17 protein-coding genes are annotated in these 18,603 nt (G+C 72.2%); 5 read left to right on the forward strand and 12 right to left on the reverse strand.

The annotated features are described in order from the left end of the window. Positions 1-38: 38 nt before the first annotated feature. Entirely contained in the window at positions 39-1,772 is a 1,734-nt protein-coding gene (locus ACFY1H_RS09535) for a pyruvate dehydrogenase (protein WP_386945723.1), read from the reverse strand. A gap of 106 nt (positions 1,773-1,878) precedes the next feature. Here ACFY1H_RS09535 and ACFY1H_RS09540 point away from each other — a divergent pair, with 106 nt between their 5' ends. Beyond that, entirely contained in the window at positions 1,879-2,787 is a 909-nt protein-coding gene (locus tag ACFY1H_RS09540) for a LysR family transcriptional regulator (RefSeq protein ID WP_386945725.1), read from the forward strand. A 69-nt stretch (positions 2,788-2,856) separates the two neighbouring features. On the opposite strand, the gene ACFY1H_RS09545 is transcribed toward ACFY1H_RS09540, so the two are convergent. Together ACFY1H_RS09545 and ACFY1H_RS09550 are read right to left on the reverse strand one after the other, a co-directional pair. Continuing rightward, complete coding sequence (locus tag ACFY1H_RS09545; RefSeq protein ID WP_366581987.1) at positions 2,857-3,714, reverse strand: SAM-dependent methyltransferase; 858 nt, start codon at positions 3,712-3,714, stop codon at positions 2,857-2,859. 149 nt (positions 3,715-3,863) lie between these two features. Continuing rightward, positions 3,864-4,577, reverse strand: coding sequence for a hypothetical protein (locus ACFY1H_RS09550; protein WP_386945727.1), 714 nt, complete (start codon positions 4,575-4,577; stop codon positions 3,864-3,866). 316 nt (positions 4,578-4,893) lie between these two features. Here ACFY1H_RS09550 and ACFY1H_RS09555 point away from each other — a divergent pair, with 316 nt between their 5' ends. Beyond that, positions 4,894-6,216: a hypothetical protein gene (locus tag ACFY1H_RS09555; protein WP_386945729.1), complete on the forward strand. Its 1,323-nt coding sequence runs from the start codon at positions 4,894-4,896 to the stop codon at positions 6,214-6,216. Here the strand turns inward: ACFY1H_RS09555 and ACFY1H_RS09560 are convergent, their stop codons facing one another. After that, positions 6,217-6,783 carry a GNAT family N-acetyltransferase gene (locus ACFY1H_RS09560; protein ID WP_386945732.1) on the reverse strand — a complete coding sequence of 189 codons (567 nt, stop codon included), beginning with the start codon at positions 6,781-6,783 and terminating at the stop codon, positions 6,217-6,219. Positions 6,784-7,072: 289 nt separating this feature from the next. Between ACFY1H_RS09560 and pip the strand changes: the two genes are divergently transcribed. Next, entirely contained in the window at positions 7,073-8,029 is a 957-nt protein-coding gene (gene pip, locus ACFY1H_RS09565) for a prolyl aminopeptidase (protein WP_386945734.1), read from the forward strand. Between the two features lies 1 nt (position 8,030). Here pip and ACFY1H_RS09570 read toward each other — a convergent pair whose 3' ends face one another. The 3 genes from ACFY1H_RS09570 to ACFY1H_RS09580 all read right to left on the reverse strand — a co-directional run bounded on the left by ACFY1H_RS09570 (position 8,031) and on the right by ACFY1H_RS09580 (position 11,290). Beyond that, positions 8,031-9,206, reverse strand: coding sequence for a cytochrome P450 (locus ACFY1H_RS09570; protein WP_386945735.1), 1,176 nt, complete (start codon positions 9,204-9,206; stop codon positions 8,031-8,033). Between the two features lie 103 nt (positions 9,207-9,309). Then, positions 9,310-10,338 (reverse strand): agmatinase, encoded by a 1,029-nt coding sequence (gene speB / locus ACFY1H_RS09575; protein ID WP_386945737.1) that lies wholly within the window; start codon positions 10,336-10,338, stop codon positions 9,310-9,312. A gap of 121 nt (positions 10,339-10,459) precedes the next feature. Continuing rightward, positions 10,460-11,290 (reverse strand): SDR family NAD(P)-dependent oxidoreductase, encoded by an 831-nt coding sequence (locus tag ACFY1H_RS09580; RefSeq protein WP_386945739.1) that lies wholly within the window; start codon positions 11,288-11,290, stop codon positions 10,460-10,462. A gap of 101 nt (positions 11,291-11,391) precedes the next feature. Here ACFY1H_RS09580 and ACFY1H_RS09585 point away from each other — a divergent pair, with 101 nt between their 5' ends. Next, positions 11,392-12,060, forward strand: a complete 669-nt coding sequence (locus tag ACFY1H_RS09585) for a TetR family transcriptional regulator (protein WP_386945740.1) — start codon at positions 11,392-11,394, stop codon at positions 12,058-12,060. On the opposite strand, the gene ACFY1H_RS09590 is transcribed toward ACFY1H_RS09585, so the two are convergent. After that, positions 12,043-12,582, reverse strand: a complete 540-nt coding sequence (locus ACFY1H_RS09590) for a dihydrofolate reductase family protein (protein ID WP_386945741.1) — start codon at positions 12,580-12,582, stop codon at positions 12,043-12,045. The two genes, ACFY1H_RS09585 and ACFY1H_RS09590, sit on opposite strands and share 18 nt — an antisense overlap. Positions 12,583-12,694: 112 nt before the next feature. Here ACFY1H_RS09590 and ACFY1H_RS09595 point away from each other — a divergent pair, with 112 nt between their 5' ends. Beyond that, entirely contained in the window at positions 12,695-13,783 is a 1,089-nt protein-coding gene (locus ACFY1H_RS09595; RefSeq protein ID WP_366581977.1) for a mandelate racemase/muconate lactonizing enzyme family protein, read from the forward strand. On the opposite strand, the gene ACFY1H_RS09600 is transcribed toward ACFY1H_RS09595, so the two are convergent. The 4 genes from ACFY1H_RS09600 to ACFY1H_RS09615 all read right to left on the reverse strand — a co-directional run bounded on the left by ACFY1H_RS09600 (position 13,674) and on the right by ACFY1H_RS09615 (position 18,464). Then, entirely contained in the window at positions 13,674-14,915 is a 1,242-nt protein-coding gene (locus tag ACFY1H_RS09600; protein ID WP_386945743.1) for an MFS transporter, read from the reverse strand. The two genes, ACFY1H_RS09595 and ACFY1H_RS09600, sit on opposite strands and share 110 nt — an antisense overlap. Positions 14,916-15,213: 298 nt before the next feature. After that, the gene (locus ACFY1H_RS09605) at positions 15,214-15,942 is read right to left on the reverse strand and encodes a GntR family transcriptional regulator (RefSeq protein ID WP_366581975.1); all 729 of its coding nucleotides are present in this window, start codon (positions 15,940-15,942) and stop codon (positions 15,214-15,216) included. Positions 15,943-15,969: 27 nt separating this feature from the next. Then, the gene (locus ACFY1H_RS09610; RefSeq protein WP_366581974.1) at positions 15,970-16,164 is read right to left on the reverse strand and encodes a hypothetical protein; all 195 of its coding nucleotides are present in this window, start codon (positions 16,162-16,164) and stop codon (positions 15,970-15,972) included. 113 nt (positions 16,165-16,277) lie between these two features. Further along, positions 16,278-18,464 carry an FUSC family protein gene (locus ACFY1H_RS09615; protein WP_386945746.1) on the reverse strand — a complete coding sequence of 729 codons (2,187 nt, stop codon included), beginning with the start codon at positions 18,462-18,464 and terminating at the stop codon, positions 16,278-16,280. Between the last annotated feature and the right edge of the window lie 139 nt (positions 18,465-18,603).

Raw genomic sequence — 18,603 nt, forward strand, 5'->3', positions numbered from 1 at the left:
TCACCTCCTCGGCGACCAGCGTACGGGCCGGCGCCGACTCAGAACCCCGGCGTGTTGCGCAGGTTGGTGCGGGCGAGCTCGATCATCTTGCCGACGCCGCCGTTGAGCACCGTCTTGCTCGCCCCGAGCGCGAAGCCGCGGACCTGCGCACCGGTGATGTGCGGCGGGATCGACAGCGCGTTGGGGTCGGTCACGAGCTCGACCACGGCCGGTCCGGGGTGGACGAACGCCTTCGCCAGCGCCTCCCGCACGTCGCGCGGGTCTTCGACGCGCGTCGCGTGGATGCCGCACGCCTGGGCGATCGCGGCGAAGTTCACGGGCGCGTGGTCGGTGCCGAAGTCGGGCAGGCCGTCCACGAGCATCTCGAGCTTCACCATGCCGAGCGTGGCATTGTTGAACACCACCACCTTCACCGGGATGTCGTAGGCCGGCAGCGTGAGCAGGTCGCCCATGAGCATCGCGAGCCCGCCGTCGCCCGAGAGCGACACGACCTGGCGGCCCGGCTGCGCGAACTGGGCGCCGATGGCGTGCGGCAGCGCGTTGGCCATGCTCCCGTGGCGGAACGAGCCGAGCACGCGGCGGCGGCCGTTGGGCGTGAGGTAGCGCGCGGCCCACACGTTGCCCATGCCGGTGTCCACGGTGAACACCGCGTCGTCGTCGGCCACCTCGTCGAGGATCGCCGCGGCGAACTCCGGGTGGATGGGCCGGCGGTGCTCGATCTTCGTGGTGTAGGCCGAAACCACCTTCTCCAGCTTGCGCACGTGCTCGCGCAGCATCCGGTCGAGATAGGTGCGATCGGTCCGCTCGCGCAGCAGCGGCAGCACGGCCTCGATCGTCGCCCTCACGTCGCCGTGGATCGCCAGCTCCAGCGGAGTGCGCCGGCCCAGGCGCGCGACGTCGGTGTCGACCTGGATCGTGCGGGCCTGCGGGAGGAAGTTGTCGTACGGGAAGTCCGTGCCCAGCAACACGATCCGGTCGGCGGCGTGCATCGCGTCGTAGCAGGCGCCGTAGCCGAGCAGGCCGCTCATGCCGACGTCGAACGGGTTGTCGTACTGGATCCACTCCTTGCCGCCGAGTGAGTGGCCGACCGGGGCGTTGAGCCGATCGGCCAGGGCCAGCACCTCGTCGTGCGCGCCGCGGGTCCCGGCGCCGGCGAAGAGCATCACCTTCTCGCCGGAGTTGAGCAGGCGCGCCAGCTCCTCGATCGTCTCGGCCGGCGGCACGACGGGCGACGGCGTCACCAGCCGGACCTTCTCCACACCCGGGTGCGCGGCCTTGCGGTCGGCGATGTCACCCGGGATGGTCAGCACGGACACGCCGCCCTTGCCGACGGCCGTCTGCATCGCGATCCGCAGCATCCGCAGCATCTGCTCCGGCTGCGACACGAGTTCGCTGTAGAAGCTGCACTCGGTGAACAGCTGCTCCGGGTGTGTCTCCTGGAAGAACCCCGTGCCGATCTGGGCCGACGGGATGTGCGACGCGATCGCCAGCACGGGCGCGCCGCTGCGGTGGGCGTCGAAGAGCCCGTTGATCAGGTGCAGGTTGCCCGGGCCGCAGCTGCCCGCGCACACCGCGAGCTTCCCCGTCACCTGGGCTTCGGCGGCGGCCGCGAACGCCGCGGCCTCCTCGTGGCGGACATGGACCCACTCGATGCCGTCGGTGCGGCGCACCGCGTCGACGATCGGGTTGAGACTGTCGCCGACGATGCCGTAGATCCGTTCCACGCCGGCGTCGCGCAGGGTCCGCACGAGCTGTTCGGCCACAGTGGCCATGAGCCACGCTCCTCTCTCGGAAAACCTGCCTCCAGCATGTGCTGCCAGCGTATATGCGTCCAATGCCTCTTTTTCCTCGGTTCCATGCCGTGGCAGTATGGATGGCATGGACCTGCACGTGCTCCGGCTCTTCCGGGAGGTCGCCCGCGGGGCGACGGTGACCGACACGGCGGCCCGCGCCCGGCTCACCCAGCCCGCGCTTTCCCGTGCGCTGCACCGGATCGAGCGCGAAGCCGGCGCCGCCCTGTTCCAGCGTTCGGGCCGCGCGCTGCGGCTCACGCCCGCGGGCCACGCCTTCGCGACCCACGTCGACGCGATCCTCGAGCGCTACGACGAAGGCATGCGGGCCGTCGCCGAAGCCGTCGATCCCGAGTCGGGGGTGATCCCGCAGGCGTTCCTGCACACGTTCGGCACCTGGCTCGTGCCGCCCGTCGTGAGCAGCTACCGCGCCGAGCACCCGCGGGCGCGGTTCGAGTTGCGCCAGCACGGCGAGGAAGGCCTGGCGCGAGAACTGCTCGACGGCACGGCCGATCTCGTCCTCACCAGTGGCGACCCGGGTGACCCGCTGATCCACTGGGTCCGGCTGCTGGAGGAACCGCTGCTGCTGGCCGTTCCGCCGAAACACCGCCTCGCGCGCCGCAAGCAGGCCCGCCTGGCCGCCGTCGCCGAGGAGTCGTTCATCCTGCTGCGCCGGGGATACGCGCTGCGCGAGACCACCGAGCAGCTGTGCGCCCAGGCCGGGTTCACGCCGCGCGTCGGGTTCGAGGGCGAGGAGGTGGAGACGCTGCGCGGGCTCGTCACGGCGGGGCTGGGCGTGTCCCTGCTGCCGCTCCCCCACACCGCGACGTTCCCGCCCGCGGCGACCGCGCCGACGACCCCGCACCTGCGCGTCACGGACGTGCCCGCGGCTCGCGACATCGGCCTGGCCCAGCTCGCCGGGCGCGTGCTGCCGCCGGCGAGCGAGACGTTCCGCAAGCACGTGCTGGCGACGGCGCCCCGCGCGTTGCCGGCGTGAACCCGTTGCCGGACAAGAAAAATCCCCGGTGCCACCCGGGCACCGGGGATCTGCTGAGGGAAAGTCAGCTCACGGCTTGCGGCCGACGATCCCGGCGACGCACTTCGCGGAGTCGCTGAGCGGGGTGAGCCGCGGGCCGTCCGGCCACCACTCGTCGCAGACGGACATGCCGGGGCCGCTGGTCGCGTTGGGCGGCAGCAGTTCCAGGCCCGGCAGCATGCCTTCGATCTCCGCGCGCGTGCGGAAGCGGCCGGCGCCCAGCGGCCCGGACACGAGGATCTCCTCGATCCGCTTCGCGACGGCGGTCAGCTCCGGCACCTCGGGGTCGTAGAAGTGCGCCAGCGCCACGAACGAACCCGGGGCGAGGGCGTCGATGTACTGGCGCATCACGTCGACGGCGCCGTCGCCCTCGAAGTGGTGGATGGTGCCGATGTGCAGCAGGCCCAGCGGCTGCGAGAAGTCGATGTACTCGCGCACGGTCTCGTTCTCCAGCACCAGTTCCGGCTGGAAGATGTCGGCGTCGACCATGTGCGTGTACTCGTTCTCGGCCAGCAGTGCGCGGCCGTGGGCGAGGACCACCGGGTCGTTGTCGATGTAGACCACGTGGGCGTCGCGGTGGGCGCGCTGCACGATCTGGTGCGTGTTCTCCGCGGTCGGCAGGCCGGAACCGCAGTCGAGGAACTGGCGGATCCCCGTCTGGTTGGCCAGCATCCGCAGCGCGCGGTTGTGGAAACCGCGGTTGCCGCGCGCGATGTGCACGGCCTCGGGCACCGCCGCGTTGATCTTCTCCATGACCGCGCGGTCGACCTCGTAGTAGTGGTTCCCGCCGAGGAAGCCGTCGTAGATCCGCGCGATGCTCGGCCGGTTCGGGTCGACCCCCACGGGAACCTGGCTGGGCGACAGCGTGGACGGCGGAGCGCTGGGCATGGGTAACCTCGCAAGGCGGCTCGGGGGCGGCTTTGGCCCACTCAGAGTAGTACCTCGGCCCCCTCCGGTTACGGGAGGTCGCCCGCTCAGCTGCACGCCGGGCGCCTAAATCGGTGCCACCTGGGCCTTCCGCGCCCGGCCGGACACCGTCAGCCGCGGTGGCGGGGCGGCGGCTGCTGGTGGCGGCTGCTCCAGTCCTGGAGGTACGAGCTCACGGCCGAGCTCCAGATGTCCTCCGACGTCGTGCCCGCCGAGGTCTGGTGCGGAGCGCTCGGGTGCCCGCTCGCCGGCCGTTGCGGCGGCTTCTGCTCCTCGGTGGTGTGCACCGTGGTGTGGTCCACCTGGTCGGTCGCCGTCGGCGCCGTCGGGATGGCGGTCATGGTCGTGACCGCGGGCGGCGCGGACGAGGGCTTCGACGGCGCGACCGGCACTTCCGCCGGCCGCCCGGCCGAGCCGCTTTCCGGTGCCGGCCACAGCGCCCACGTGCCGAGCCCGGCCAGCGCGACGACCACCGCGCCGGCGATCACCACGTACCGCGTGTTGCGCCGGTTCGTCACAGGCGGTGAGGTCTGCGTCCGCTCGGTTTCGTGCTCGGGTCCCGCGGCGGCGAACATCGCGTCGAGCCCCAGGGGCAGCTCGCCGACGATCGACTGCGGTTTCGTGGCCGGGCCCTCGCCCGAGGTGCGCGGCGCGGTGGCGGGCTCCGGGTACAGCCCGCTCGGATCGGACTCGGGCTTCGGCCGCGTGACGAGCGGCGGCCGTTCGCCGTCGATGCGCGGCATCGGCGCCGTCTCCGACAGGCTCACCAGCTTCGCGACGGAGTCGAGCTCGTCGCGACCTTCGCCGGGCCCCGTGCCTGCCATCCAGACCTCCACACCGCCGGGGCCGCGGGCCCGCGGCACGACCGGCGGCAAGATCCTATGAACCTCCGCCCGATCGTGTAAACCCGCCCCCACTTGCTCACCCAGGGTGACGGATTTTCACGGGTGACACACGACCCCGCGCGAGCGCCGCGCAGATCCGGCAGCTGCGCCCCTGATCCACGCCGTGCCCGGGGGGCGGTTACGTGCTGACCCCGGCCTGGCCCGGCACGGTCCACAGTGGACCCCGCCCCGTCGCCGGGGACCCCTCCCGGATACGCCGGCCTAGTCTGCGCCGACCGGGGAAAGGGAGTCGGAGATGCGGGTTCGGTCGGCTGTGGTGCTGGGAGCGTTCGCGCTGGTCGCGGCCGGGTGCACCACGGGCGGGCACGCGCTGCCCGCGCCGCTGCCCCCGGTGCCGGCCGCGGCGCGGGCGCTCGTGGCGTGGTCGCAGGCGGTGTGCACGAGCGTGCAGGAGTTGCAGGGCCTGCAGACCGGGATCGACGAGGTGAACCACACCGCGGCCGACCCGGCGCAGGCCGACTTCCTCGCCTCGCAGATCAGCACCTACGTCAGCGGCATCACCGGGCAGGTCGGCCAAGCGGGGCAGGGCCTCAAGTCCGTGCGGCCGTCCGGGATCAAGGCCGCCGACGCGTACGTGAGGCAGCTGGGCAAATCGCTCGACGAGGTGGCCAAGAAGGCGCCGCCGGACACCACCGCGCAGCCGACCCTCGCGCAGGCCCGCGATCTCGCCACCGCCGTCGCCGCCCTGAAGCCGGCGGCCGCCGACCTGACCAGGGCGGTGCGCGGCGACGCGAAGCTCAACGCGTCGTACAACGTGGCGCCCGCCTGCGCGCCCGTGCGGCAGTTCGGCCCCGTGGACGCCGCCGCGCCGACCCGCCCGCTCGTGACGTGGGCGGACACGATGTGCGGCGCCGTCACCGCCGCCACGGCCCTCAAGGCGCAGAAGATCGAAGACCTGATCATCAGCGACCCGCGCTACCCCCGGTTGAGCGGCTTCGACCTGGGCAGCTTCATCTCTTCAGCCGGCTCCAGCGTCTCCCGGCTGGTCGAGACACTCGGCACCGTCACGCCGTCGGGCATCCCGGCGGCCGACAAGTACCACGACAGCCTGCTCGCCTCGCTGCGCGCGGTGGCGCCGAAGCTGCCGTCGAGCGATTCGGGGACGGCCGACCTGGCCTTCCAGTCCGTCGAGCAGCTGAAACCGCAGGCGGAGCAGATCATCGGGGTGCTCGCGACCATCGCCCTGCCCACGCCCGACGTGCCCACGATCGCGGCCGCGAACCCGGTGCTGGCCCACTCCCACGACGTCGCGCCACAGTGCCGCCCGCTCGGCTCACCGCCCCCGACGCTGCCGCCCGCCGCCAACGGCACCGACCTGGGCGCGTGCGCCGGCGGCAAGTGCCAGGTCCTCGTCACCGGCCAGGCCGACATCACCGCGAGCGGCCTGACGTTCACCGCGTCCGTCACCTCGAACGGCGTCCGCATCCTGCAGGACTCGGGCGAGCTGAGCTTCGGCATGGGCGGCAGTGGCTCCTTCGGCACCGCGGGCCACATGGTGACCGTCCGCCTCTCCGGGGTCCTCGACGGGAAGGCCGTGCTCGACATCTCGACGGGGTGATCAGCGCCGGAGGGTGACCTCGAACTCGCGGAATCCGTGCCGCCGGTAGAACGCGCGGGCGCCGGCGTTGGCGGCATAGGCGGTGACCTCGAATCCGTCCGCACCGCGGTTTTTCGCCCATTCGTCGAATCGCTCGACGAGCGCGGTGCCGACACCGGTGCGGCGTCGCGCGGCGGCGACTCGCATGCTTTCGAGCACCGCCGTCACGGCACCAGGGTGCAGCGGGTCCTGCCGCCTGAGCCGGCCCACGAGATGCCCGGAGACGCCGCGTTCTCCGTGTGCGACAAGGCAAAGCGCGTCCTCGTCGGCCAGCAGGGCGGTGTAGTAGGCCGGGCCTTCGCGCTGCGGCCAGGCGAGGTCCATACGCGTGTCGTGGCGGCCTCCGTCCTCGCGGAACAGCGCCTCCACCGAGGAGACGAGCGCAGGAATCAGGTCCGCGGACACCGCGGTGATGGTGGGATCCATCCAGGAAACGGTAACCACGTCGATTAAACCTGTAAATATCGAAGGTGCGCCGGCCTCAACCGGCGGGCGCTGCGAGACAAGACAGCCGAGCCGGAGGCGCACGCCGAATCTCCCGACCGGCTGGTCTCCGCGACGGTCGGCCGGCAGGGCGAGTTGCTACTGCTGGAGCTGGACCCGCGGAGCTGGGTCACGGTCACCAGGTCCAGCTCGCCGGTCTCGGTCGATGCGGCAAGCCCGGATGCGCTCGGCTTCGGTCATACCGGTCAGCCTGCGCGGGCCACGGCCGGCGAGGCCCCCGCCGGCAGCTGACGGCCATCGGCGAAAACCAGGTGCCACCACGTGAAGTGATCAGTAGTCTTCCCGGGCCGCCGACCCCCTGGAGGATCCCGCCATGGCCCCGTTCCCGCCGATCGAACCGTATGCGCACGGACTGCTCGACGTCGGCGACGGCAATCGGATCTACTGGGAGACCAGCGGAAACCCCGACGGCAAACCGGTGCTGTGCGTGCACGGCGGCCCCGGCGGGGGCGGTGCCCGCAACAGCCGCAAGGGCTTCGACCCGGAGAAGTTCCGGATCATCCTGTTCGACCAGCGCGGCTGCGGCGAGAGCGTGCCGAACATCGCGGACCCGGCGGTGGGCCTGGAGCACAACACCACCCACCACCTGATCGCGGACATGGAACGCCTGCGCGAGCACCTCGGCGTCGAGAAGTGGATGCTGTACGGCGGTTCCTGGGGTCCGACGCTCATGCTGGCCTACGCCGAGCGCCACCCCGAACGCGTGTCGGAGATGGTGATGATCGCCAGCTTCACCAGCACTCCCGACGAGGTCGACTGGCTCTACCGCGGCGTCAGCCGGCTGCTGCCCCGCGAGTGGGAAGCCTTCCGCGACGGCGTACCAGAGGCCGAGCGCGACGGCGACCTGCTCTCCGCGTACTCCCGCCTGCTCGCCTCACCCGACCGCGCGGTGCAGCTCAGGGCCGCCCGCGACTGGTGCGCCTGGGAAGACGCCGTGATCGCGCACGAGACGAACGGCAAACCCGGCCAGTACAGCGCCGGCCCTGAGGACCAGCTGATCACGCTCGCCCGGATGTGCGCGCACTACTACGGCCACCACGCCTGGCTGGAGGCCGGCGAGATCCTCGCGAACGTCCACCGCCTGCACGACATCCCGGCGGTGTTCATCCAGGGCCGGCTCGACCTCAGCGTGCCGCTGCGGGCGGCGTGGAACCTCACGCAGGCCTGGCCCTCGGCCGAGCTCGTGGTGATCGACGACTCCGGCCACACCGGCAGCCCCGCGATGGGCGAGGCGGTCCTGAAGGCGATCGCCGGCTTCACACCGGCGTGAGTCAGACGCGGTCGAACGTCACGTCCAGCCGGTACGGGCTGCCCAGGCTCAGCCCGACCTGCCGCCGGATCTCCGCGCCCGGCGCGAGCCGGAACCGCGTGGTCCGGGCCAGCAGCTCCTCGAACGCCACCGCGAGCTGAATCCGCGCGAAGTGCAGGCCCAGGCAGCGGTGGATGCCGAAGCCGAACGACACGTGGGGCACACCGCCACGGTCGAACACCAGCTCGTCCGGCCGCTCGAACCGGGCCGGGTCCCGGTTGGCCGCGGCGAAGAACACGGCAACACGCTCCCCCGCCTTCACCGGCGTGCCCGCGATCTCGGTGTCCTGCGTGGCCGTGCGGGCCATGAACGCGACCGTGGTCTCGTGCCGCAGGAACTCCTCCAGCTCGCGCTGCCAGCCGCCGGGGGCGCGCAGGATCGGTTCGATGTCGTCGCGGGTCGCGAGGTGGTAGGCGATGTTCGCGATCACGCCGCGCGTGGTGTCGAGGCCGCCGAGGAACAGCGTGGTCACCATGCCGAGCCGTTCCTCGAGGGTGAGCGGCCGGCCGCCGATCGTCGCGGTGACGAGGGCGCGCAGCACGCTGTCCTCGCCGTCGTCCGGTTTCGCTTCCGCTTCGGCCAGCGCCTCCATCGCCAGGCCCGCGAGCGTCTGGAACGCCTCGGGGCTGCTGGTGACCGCGGCGTCCTTGGCCGCCGCCACCCCGCGGTCCACGAGGTCGCGGTTGTCCGTCGCGAACACGATCCGCGCGAGCGAACCGGCGCTGAACGGGATCGCGAAGTCGCTCACGATGTCGCACGCGCCGCGGTCCACAAAGGACTCGATCGCCGTGCGCGCGAGCTCACGCAGCTGCGGCTCGTGCCGTGCGAGGGCGGCCCGGGTGAAGAACGGGTTGAGGATCCGGCGGTACTCGCGGTGCTCCGGCGGGTCCGTGTCGATCGGGATCACCCGCACCGGCACGCCGCGGATCGCGGGCTGCGCCGAACTGAACAGCTCCGGCGCGGCGCAGACCGCGCGCACGTCCTCGTAGCGGGTGAGCACGTGGTAGCCGCCGTCCGCGTCGGTGTGCGGGACGGGACAGCCACTTCTGGCGGCCGCGGCCGCCGCCAGCAGGTTCTCGCGCTGGTCTTCGGCGTACAGGTCGACGTTCGCCAGGATCTCCTCGACCGACTTGGCCACGTGTCCTCCCCACTCCGAGGACTCACCACCGTAGGGGCGGGCGGGGGCACGCGGCATCGGCCGCACGGGCGGAAAACGTCGCGCGTTCGGGTCACCGCGCCCGTCACGGACGACGGTCGGGCCGCTCGGCCAGCAAGGGCTTCGCCGGGTCCCACACCGTGCCGTCGGCGTGGTCACGACGCCGGCGCGCGATGCCCGACAACGCTTCCAGCACCACCCGGTTCGCGAGGAACGACGTGATGTCCGCGTGGTCGTACGGCGGCGACACCTCGACCACGTCGACACCCACCACCGGCAGCTCGTACGCGATGCGCCGCACGGAGTCCAGCAGCTGCCGGGCGGTGAGCCCACCCGGCTCCGGCGTGCCCGTTCCCGGTGCGTGGCCGGGGTCGCACACGTCGATGTCCACCGACAGGAACACGCCGTCGCACTCGTCGGTGGCGATCCCGAACGCCTCGGTCAGGCACTCTTCGAGCCCTCGCGCGACGATCTCGGTCATCTCGTAGGACCGCATGCCCTGCGCGGCCATCCAGTCGAGCGTCTCCGGGCCGGGCCAGTAGCCGCGCAGACCGAGCTGCAGGAACCGGTCGCCGCGCACGGCACCCGACTCGATCAGCCGGCGCATCGGCTGGCCGTGGCCCACCAGCGAGCCGAACGCGATGTCGCCGGTGTCGGCGTGCGCGTCGAAGTGCAGCATCGACACCCGCCCCTGGCCCAGGTGCTGTGCCACTCCGGCCGCGTCCGGCCACGCGATCGTGTGGTCCCCGCCCAGCACCAGCGGGATCGCACCCGCGGCGGTGACCGCGTGCACGGCCTCCTGCAGCGAACGCACCGAGCGTTCGGCGTCGCCCGAGTACATCTCGACGTCGCCGGCGTCGAAGACTTTCAGGTCCCGCAACGCGTCCACGCGCAGCGCTAGCGACGGGCGCGAACCATCGGCGGGCAGGTAGCAGCTCTGCCGGATGTACTGCGGGCCGAACCGGGTGCCGGCGCGGTGCGAGGTGCCGCCGTCGAACGGCGCGCCGAGGATCACGACGTCGGCACCCGGGTAGGTGGCGGGGTCGGCCCAGTCGCAGCGCGCCACGCCGAGGAAGGTGAGGTCCGGGCCGAACTGGGTGCCGTAGCGAGCCATGACGTCCTCCTTGCGGGCCAACCTACCCGCGCGACGCCCTGGATCTGCCCGGATTCGCCCACCGGTCACACCCCGGCCGACGCGGCGCGGCTCAGTTCAGCTCAGTTCAGCTCGGTTCGGCTCAGTTCGCGAAGTCGACGGAGCGGCCGAGCTCGGCCCAGCGCTCGTCCTCCGCCATCAGCTTCGTCATCCCGGCCCGCATCATGGCGACTGCGTCACTGCCGAGCACCAGGTGCAGCGGCGGCTCGGCCAGCTCCACGACCTGGAGGAACACCCGGGCGACCGCGGCCGGGTCGATCGGCTCGACGCCCCGCTTGCTCCGCAGGTGCTCGATCAGCGGGCCCATCGTGGGTGCGTACTCGGGCTTGAACGCGCGGACCTCCATCGACGGTCCGGACCAGTCCGTGCGCATCAGGCCCGGCTCGGCCATGGTGACCTTGATCCCGAGGCCCGACACTTCGTCGTTGAGCACTCCGGAGAAGCCCTCCGTCGCGAACTTCGCGCTCTGGTAGGCGGAAAGACCGGGTACCGTGCCGCGGCCGCCGACCGAGGTGACCTGGATGAAGTGCCCCGAGTGCTGCGCCAGGAACACCGGCAGCGCCGCCTTGGTCACGTGCACCGTCCCGAAGAACACCGCCTCGACCTGCGCGCGGAAGTCGGCCAGGTCGACCTCCTCGACCGAGGCCATGTTGGCGTAGCCCGCGTTGTTCACCACCACGTCGAGCCGCCCGAACCGCTCCACGGCCGCGGCGACGGCGGCCTCGGCCTGCGCCGGATCGGTCACGTCCAGCGGGAAGCGCAGGAGGTGGTCGCCGTAGCGCTCGTCGAGGTCCTTCAGCGAATCGACAGTGCGGGCCGTCGCCACCACGTCGTTGCCGGCCGCGAGGACCTCCTCCACCACCGCCCGGCCGAGACCGCGCGAACCGCCCGTGACCAGCCACACCTTGCTCATCGTTCGTTCCCTCTCGCCTCCGCGGGGCCGATCCCCGCTCCACCAAGTTAGCGCAACGACGTTCTCTTAACAACACAACGGCGTTGCGGTAACCTGTGCAGGTGGTCACCTCCGAGTTCCAGCGCGCCCGGCGTCCCGAGCACAAGGAGCAGCGTCGCGACGCGATCCTCGCCGCGGCGCGCACGCTCGCGACCCGCGACGGCGTGCGGTCGGTGACGCTCGGGGACATCGCCGGCGAGGTCGGCGTGCACAAGTCGGCGCTGCTGCGGTACTTCGAGACGCGCGAGGAGATCTACCTGCACCTCACGGCCGAGGGCTGGCGCGACTGGGCCGCCGGCCTGCACGCGGCACTGGACGAGACCACCGGCGCGACGCCGGCCGAGGTCGCCGACGTCATCGCGCGCACGCTCGACGAACGGCCGCTGTTCTGCGACCTGCTCGCCCACGCGCCCTTGACGCTCGAGCGGCACGTGTCCCTGGACTCGGTACGGGCGTTCAAGCTCTCGACGCTGGAAGCCGTCAGGGACATCGCCGCCCTTTTCACGCGGACGCTGCCCGGCCTCGGCGCGGCAGGCGGGCGCCACGTCGTCGGTGCCGTGACGTCGCTGGCCGCCTCGTTCTGGCAGATCTCGCACCCGCCCGACACGCTCGCGCAGCTCTACCGCGAGGACCCGCGGCTGGGCCACGGCGTCGTCGAGTTCACGCCGCGGCTGCGCCACCTCACGGAAGCCGTCCTCACCGGCCTGATCCGCTCAGCGGACGACGCGTAGCCACAGGTTCGTCGCGAGCGGGGCCTCGGTCTGCGACTTGCGTTCCAGCCGCACCGGCTCGCCACCGGGCCGGTCGAACAGCCGCACGCCGTCGCCCAGCATCACGGGCAGGACCGACACGAGGACCTCGTCGAGCAGCCCGGCGTCGAGGCACGCGCGACCCACGGTCGCGCCCAGGACGTTCACGTACTTCTCCCCCGCGGCCGCCTTCGCCAGCTCGACCCCGCGGTGCAGGTCGTCGACGAACGTCACGTCGGGCGCCGGCTCGGCGGGCCGGTGCGTGAGCACGAACTGCGGCCCTGCCCAGGCCCCGCCGAAGGCCTTGCCCTCGGCTTCGGTGTCGCGGTACGGGTCGTCGCCGCCGTACGTGTGGCGTCCGACGAGCAGCGAGCCGATGTCGGCGACCAGCCGGTCGATCTCCGGGTTCGGGCCGAAGAACTCCTTCACCCACTGCATGTCGCCGCCGGGTCCCGCGATGAACCCGTCTAGCGACATCGCCGCCGAGTAGAGCAGTTTGGCCATTCCGCACCTCCGTGGTCGTTTCCCGTACCGACCGGCGCGGGCCCGGAAACTCATCGGTGCATTTTCCTATAGGATCGTGCACTGTCCCTGCCGAGTCAGCGAGGAGGACCGCGTGACGGTGGTCGTGAAGGCCGAGGCGTTTCTCGTCGACCTCGAAGTGGAGCAGCAGCGCACCGACGCCGTGCAGGCGTTTCTCAAGCAGGAGACGGTGTTCGTCGAGCTGGCCACTGCCGACGGCGGCACCGGGCTCGGCTACTCCTACACGATCGGCACCGGCGGCACGGCCGTGCTCGCGCTGCTGCGCGACCACCTGCTGCCCCGGCTGATCGGCCAGGACTCGCGCCGGGTCGAGGCGGTCTGGACCGACCTGTTCGCCTCGACGCGCGCGACCACCGTCGGCGCGATCACGTCGCTCGCGCTCGCGGCCGTCGACACGGCGTTGTGGGACCTGAAGTGCCGGCGCGCGGGTGAGCCGCTGTGGCGGGTCGCCGGCGGGTTCGCCCCGCGCGTGCCGCTCTACGACACCGAAGGCGGCTGGCTGCACCTGAGCACCGACGAGCTCGTCGCGGGGGCACGGAAATCCGCGGCCGCGGGCTGGGGCGGGGTGAAGGTGAAGGTCGGCAAGCCCACCGCGCACGAGGACCTGGAGCGGCTCACCGCCGTGCGCGAGGCCGTCGGGCCGCGGTTCGACCTGATGGTGGACGCCAACCAATCCCTCACCGCCGCCGAGGCCATCCGGCGGGCGAAGGCGTTCGAGGCGGTGGACCTGTTCTGGTTCGAGGAACCGCTGCCCGCCGACGACGTCGCCGGCCACGTCCGGCTGTCCGCCGCCACGTCGATCCCCGTCGCCGTCGGGGAGTCCCTGTACTCCGTGGCGCAGTTCCGTGACTACTTGCACCGCGGTGCCGCTTCGATCGTGCAGGTCGACGTCGCGCGCGTCGGCGGGATCACGCCGTGGCTGAAGGTCGCGCACCTGGCGGAGGCGTTCAACGTGCAGGTGTGCCCGCACTTCCTGATGGAGCTGCACGTCAGCCTGACCGCCGCGATTCCCAACGGCCGTTACGTCGAGCACATCCCTCAGTTGCGCGCCATCACGACCGCCGAGATGACGATCTCCGACGGGCACGCCGTCGCCCCGGAGACGCCGGGCCTGGGCATCCCATGGAACCTCGACGCGATGGACGACCGCCGGGTGGCCTAGTCAACACGAGGAGACCGGCCGCAGGGACCAGGGCCAACGCCAGTGCGGCGGAGGCGCCCCAGGCGTCGGCGGCCTGTCCGGCGAGGGCCGCGGCGAGCGCGGAGCCGGCCGCGCCGGCGGAGTTGTTCCAGGTGAAGGCCTGGGTGAGTGCCGTGGGGTGAACGGCCTTCTCGGTCTCGACGTTCAGCAGGACCAGCGTGGGCGGGATCGCCGCCTCGGTGAGGGCGAGGGCGATCGCGAGCCAGAATGCGTTGGGCGCGAAGGGAAGCAGCAGGGACGCAACGGTGAGGCAGGCGGCGGCTCCGGACAGCTGCCGCCGGGCCGGGGCGCGGTGGCGGCGCAGCCCGTAGCCCCAGCCCGACAGCAGCCCGCTGACGCCGGCCGCGGCGACGATCGGCGCGGCCGGGGTGCGGTGGCCGAGGGCGAAGGAGCTCACCGAGACCTGCGTGGTGCCGAAGTACAGGCCGAGGGCCAGGTTCATCAGGGCGATCCGGACGAAGGCCGGGTCGAGCAGCTTCTGTCCGGTGCAGACTTTCGGCGCGGGCCGGGGTGCCGTGCCGCGCTGGGCGGCCAGCACCGCTCCCCCGCTGAGAAGCAACCCGGCGGCCAGCGCAGTGGCCAGGGCCGGGTGTCCGGCCGCGCCGAGCGAGGTGACCAGGACCGGGCCGAGGAGGAACGCGCCGGCATTGGCCAGCGACTCCAGCGAGAACGCGGTGGGCGCCTCGTCGATCCGCTCTCGCAACAGGTACACCCACCGCGCCCCGGACAGCGCACCGAGCTGCGGCACGACCGCGCCGGCCCCACTGGCGGCGACGACCACCACCGCCGCGCTGGAAGACCCCAGCACCACGGCCATCGCACCACCGTGCAGGACCAGGCAAAGCGGCAGCACGCGCGTCTGCCCGAACTTGTCGACGAGCCGGGCAACTTGCGGCCCTACCACCGCCTCGGCGAGCGCGAACCCACCGCTGGCGAGGCCGGCGGCGCCGAAAGACCCGGTGCGCGCGTGCACCAGCCACACCAGGCCGAGCCCCGTCATGGCAATCCCCACGCGCCCCACCGCGGCGGCCCCGAAGAACACCGCCGCACCCCGCGTACCCAACAGCGACCGATAACCACCGGCGCGAGACATGACCAGTCCTTCTCGCCACCCGGTGGGGCGAGCCACGCACGCCGGGGGAAGCCAGGCCCGAACCAATGCGGGCCCGGACGACTCCCGCGAACATAGCAGCACACGGCCGGTCACCCTCTACCGAAATTCAGGTGCGCGCAGCCCGCGCCCGACGCACCGCGACTCACCCCGCACCGGTCGCCGAAAGGCCGGTCGCGCCGCCGCCTCCGAAATTCGGGCGCGGTCGGTCCGCGGACCGCGGCCTGGGTCGTGCAGCCGTCAGCCGAAGCAGAAGAGGGGCCCGCGGGCGCGCACCGGATCAGTCCTCTTCGGACTGCTCCGATCCGGCGTCGTAGGCGTTGTGCAGCCGGGCGCGCGAGCGGTCCAGGTGCGTCCGCATCGCGGCCGCCGCGGCGGGGCCGTCGTGGGAGGCGATGGCGTCGACGATCGCCGTGTGTTCTCGGGTCGTCTCAGCGGCGATGCCCACGCGGAAGTAGAGGCGGTAGCCGTGGGTGTGGGCGTGGAGGCGGGCCAGCGCGTCGGCGATCAGCGGGTTTCCCGAGGCCTCCGCGATGACGCGGTGGAGGCGGGCGTCGAGGACGGCGAAGTCGCGGTAGGCGTGGTAGTCGTCGGCCGCGGGGTGGGCGGTCATGGCGGCGCAGGCCGAGCGCAAGGATTCCACCGACGCCTTCGAGGCGGCGCCGGCGGCGAGGCGGGCGGCCTCGGGTTCCAGGAGGACGCGGACGTCGAACAGATGGTCCAGTTCGGTCTCGTCGAGCACGGGCGCCACGACGTAGCCCGCGTTGGGCCGGGTCGCGACGAGGCCGTCGGACTCCAGCTTGGTGAGGGCTTCGCGCACGGGGGTCGGCGAGACGTCGAGGCGCCGGGCGATGCCGTCGATCGACAGGCGGCTGCCGGGCGCGACGTCGAGGTCCATGAGCATCGCCTTGAGCGCCTCGTACACGCTGTCACGCAGGATGGTGCGCGGCGGCAGGGTCAGCCTCGGGTGCTCGGGCAGGTCCACCGCAGGGTTCTTCCGTCGCGCCACCCGGAAAGCGTAGTCCCCCGCGAACGCTCAGCGGCGCGCCAGTTGCCGGTTGACCGCCGTGTGGCAGCCGAGGCACGCCGGCACGGCCCGCACGTCGGTGCCGGACACCAGCGCGACCGTGGCACCCGGCACGGCGAGCTCGTCGCACACCGAGTGGTGGTGTCCCAGCACCGAACACACGCACCGGCACAGCTGCACGGTCTGCCTCGGTTCCGCGGCCATCGGAGCCCTCCTCCCGGAAATCCCCAGCAGAAGAGTGATAGCCCCTCCACCGCCCGAAAAGCGCAGCCCGATCCGAGAGGAAGGTCGCCCAGGGCACGGTTCGTGCGCGGACGTCAGTTCTCCCGCGTCGACACCGGGTCCGGCACGGCGGCCGGCAGCGGCGGCAGGCCCGCCCGGATCTGCCGGTAGAGCCGCGGCCCCGGCGACACGAGCCCCGGTGCGGGACGCAGCTCGACCGGGCCGGTCGCCGTCAGGTCGCGCAGCACCAGGTACAGGTGGCTCAACGCCCGCAGCACCGGATCCTTCGCCCGGTCGCCCGGCGCCGCCGGCGTGTACGCGAACAACGCCACATCCGCGCTCGCCAGGGGACCGCGCACCGCCGTCGTGGGCTCGCCCACGGGCGTCGCGGCCAGCTCCTCGACCGCCGCCGCCAGCGCCGTGCACGCCGCGACCGGGCCTTCCGGGTTTGCGCTGCACGCGCCTTCTGGCCAGCGGACCGCGACGGCGAGCGCGCGGCCGTGCGTGGCCAGCGCCGCGTAGAGCGAAAGCCGGTGCCGCAGCCTCGGCGAGTCCGTGCCGCCCAGAATGGGCCGGGTCAGCGGCCGCGCGACGAGCGCGAGCTGGTAGCGGCGGTGGTCCAGGGCGCGCGCGAGGGCGTCGAAGTCGGGCTGCGGGTCCACGGCCTTGCCGTGCTCCAGCCGCTCGGCCGCGGCCTGGAGGATGTCGCCGAGGGCCGTCAGCAGGTTGTTCCGCGCGTTGCGCACGGTGTCCCGGGTGGACAGTGGGATCACCAGCACCGCCACGAGCAGCCCCGCCACGGCGCCGGCCGCGGTCTCCTCGAGTCTGAGCAGCAGCAGTCCCGCGGAGAACTCGTTGAGCACGCTGTAGAGCTGCCCGACCATGATCGTGACGAAGAAGATCATGTACGCGTAGGAAATCTGGATCAGGTAGAAGCCGAAGAACATCGCGCCGCAGATCGTGACCAGCACGGCGGCGGTGTTGCCCGCCGTCAGCTCGGCGAACCCGACCGACGCGAGCAGCCCCACCAGCGTGCCGAGCACGCGGTTGAAGCCCTTGATGAACGTCTCGGTGCGCGTGGCCGTGCCGGTGAACATGAAGAACGCCGCCAGCACCGCCCAGTAGTAGCGCGCCGAGGACAGCTCCTTGCCGATGAGGATGGCGAGCCCGCCCGCGATCGCGCTCTGCACCGCCTGGCGTGTGATGAAGTCCAGCCGCGCCAACGGGTTCCACTTCGACTGCCGCGGCAGCACGTCGCCCGCCGCGGCGGGTGAGCCGGGCAGGTTGCCGAACGCGAGCCCGACGGCGGGTTCGAAGTCGTCCACCGGTTCGGCCGCGATCTCCTCGGGTTTCGGCGCGGCGTCGAACACCGCGACGACCTCCAGGGCCGCCGCCGCGAAGTGCCGAGCAGGCCACCAGCCGCCCCCCGCACCGCCGGTGCCCTCGGCGTGCCCAGCGAGCCGGTAGGCGACCTCGCTCGCGCCGCGGTCGTCGCGGCGGGCCAGGCGATCGGCCACCTCGGCGGCGAGCACGGTGAGGCCGGAACCGCTGCGCAGCAACGAGTCCGCGGCCGTGGCGAGCTCGTCGAGCAGGTGGTGCGCGTCGACCATCTGCCGCCGCAGCGAAGCCGCCGAGCGCCCGCGCGGCACCGCACCCGGCTGCGCCGACCAGCCCTCGACCATCAGCGCGGTGTCGGCCAGCCGGGCCTGCCGCCGTTGCAGCCGGCGCCGCAACCGCGCCTCCTGCTTGGGGTCGCGGTTGGCCAGCAGGTCGGCGCACGCCCGCGCCACGGCCCGGCCGCGCGCGTCGAACGCGCGCAGCACGCGACGCAGCGTCCTCGTGGTGCTGGTGTTCAGCACGGTGACGAAGAGCAGCAGCAGCCACGCGCTCGCGACGACCACGGCGAGCAGCAGGCTCGGCAGCGTCGCGAACGTCGCGTGCAGGAACGCCGCGAAGAAGTAGCCCATCCAGCCCATGAAGCCGTAGAAGAAGAACGGCCCGCCGAACTTGCGGACGTACACCGACAGGAACATCACCAGCACGAACACGGCCAGCATCAGGTTGCCGTTGTCGCCGACGAGCACGCCGAGTGTCATGCCCGTGCCGAGCGCGACCGGGAAGAACGCGGCCGTGCGGGTCTTGACCCACCGGCTGCCGTCGCCGAGCGCCATCGCGCCCATCATCCCGACGACCGCGCCGAGCAGCATCGAGGTGAGCGTGCCCATGGCGTCGGCACCGGTGAGCTTGGCGACGAGGTACTCCACCGCCAGTGCGCTGGCCATGCCGATGGTCGCGGAACCGGCCGATCTCAACCGGTTGAGACCCGGATCCGAAGCGACGACCCTGTCCCGGAACTCCCTGGCCGTGGGCAGCACAAAACCCGCCTTCCCGTGCGTTCGGAGTGATCACCGGTATGATACC

The organism is Amycolatopsis sp. NPDC001319, assembly GCF_042896185.1.
GTDB lineage: Bacteria > Actinomycetota > Actinomycetes > Mycobacteriales > Pseudonocardiaceae > Amycolatopsis.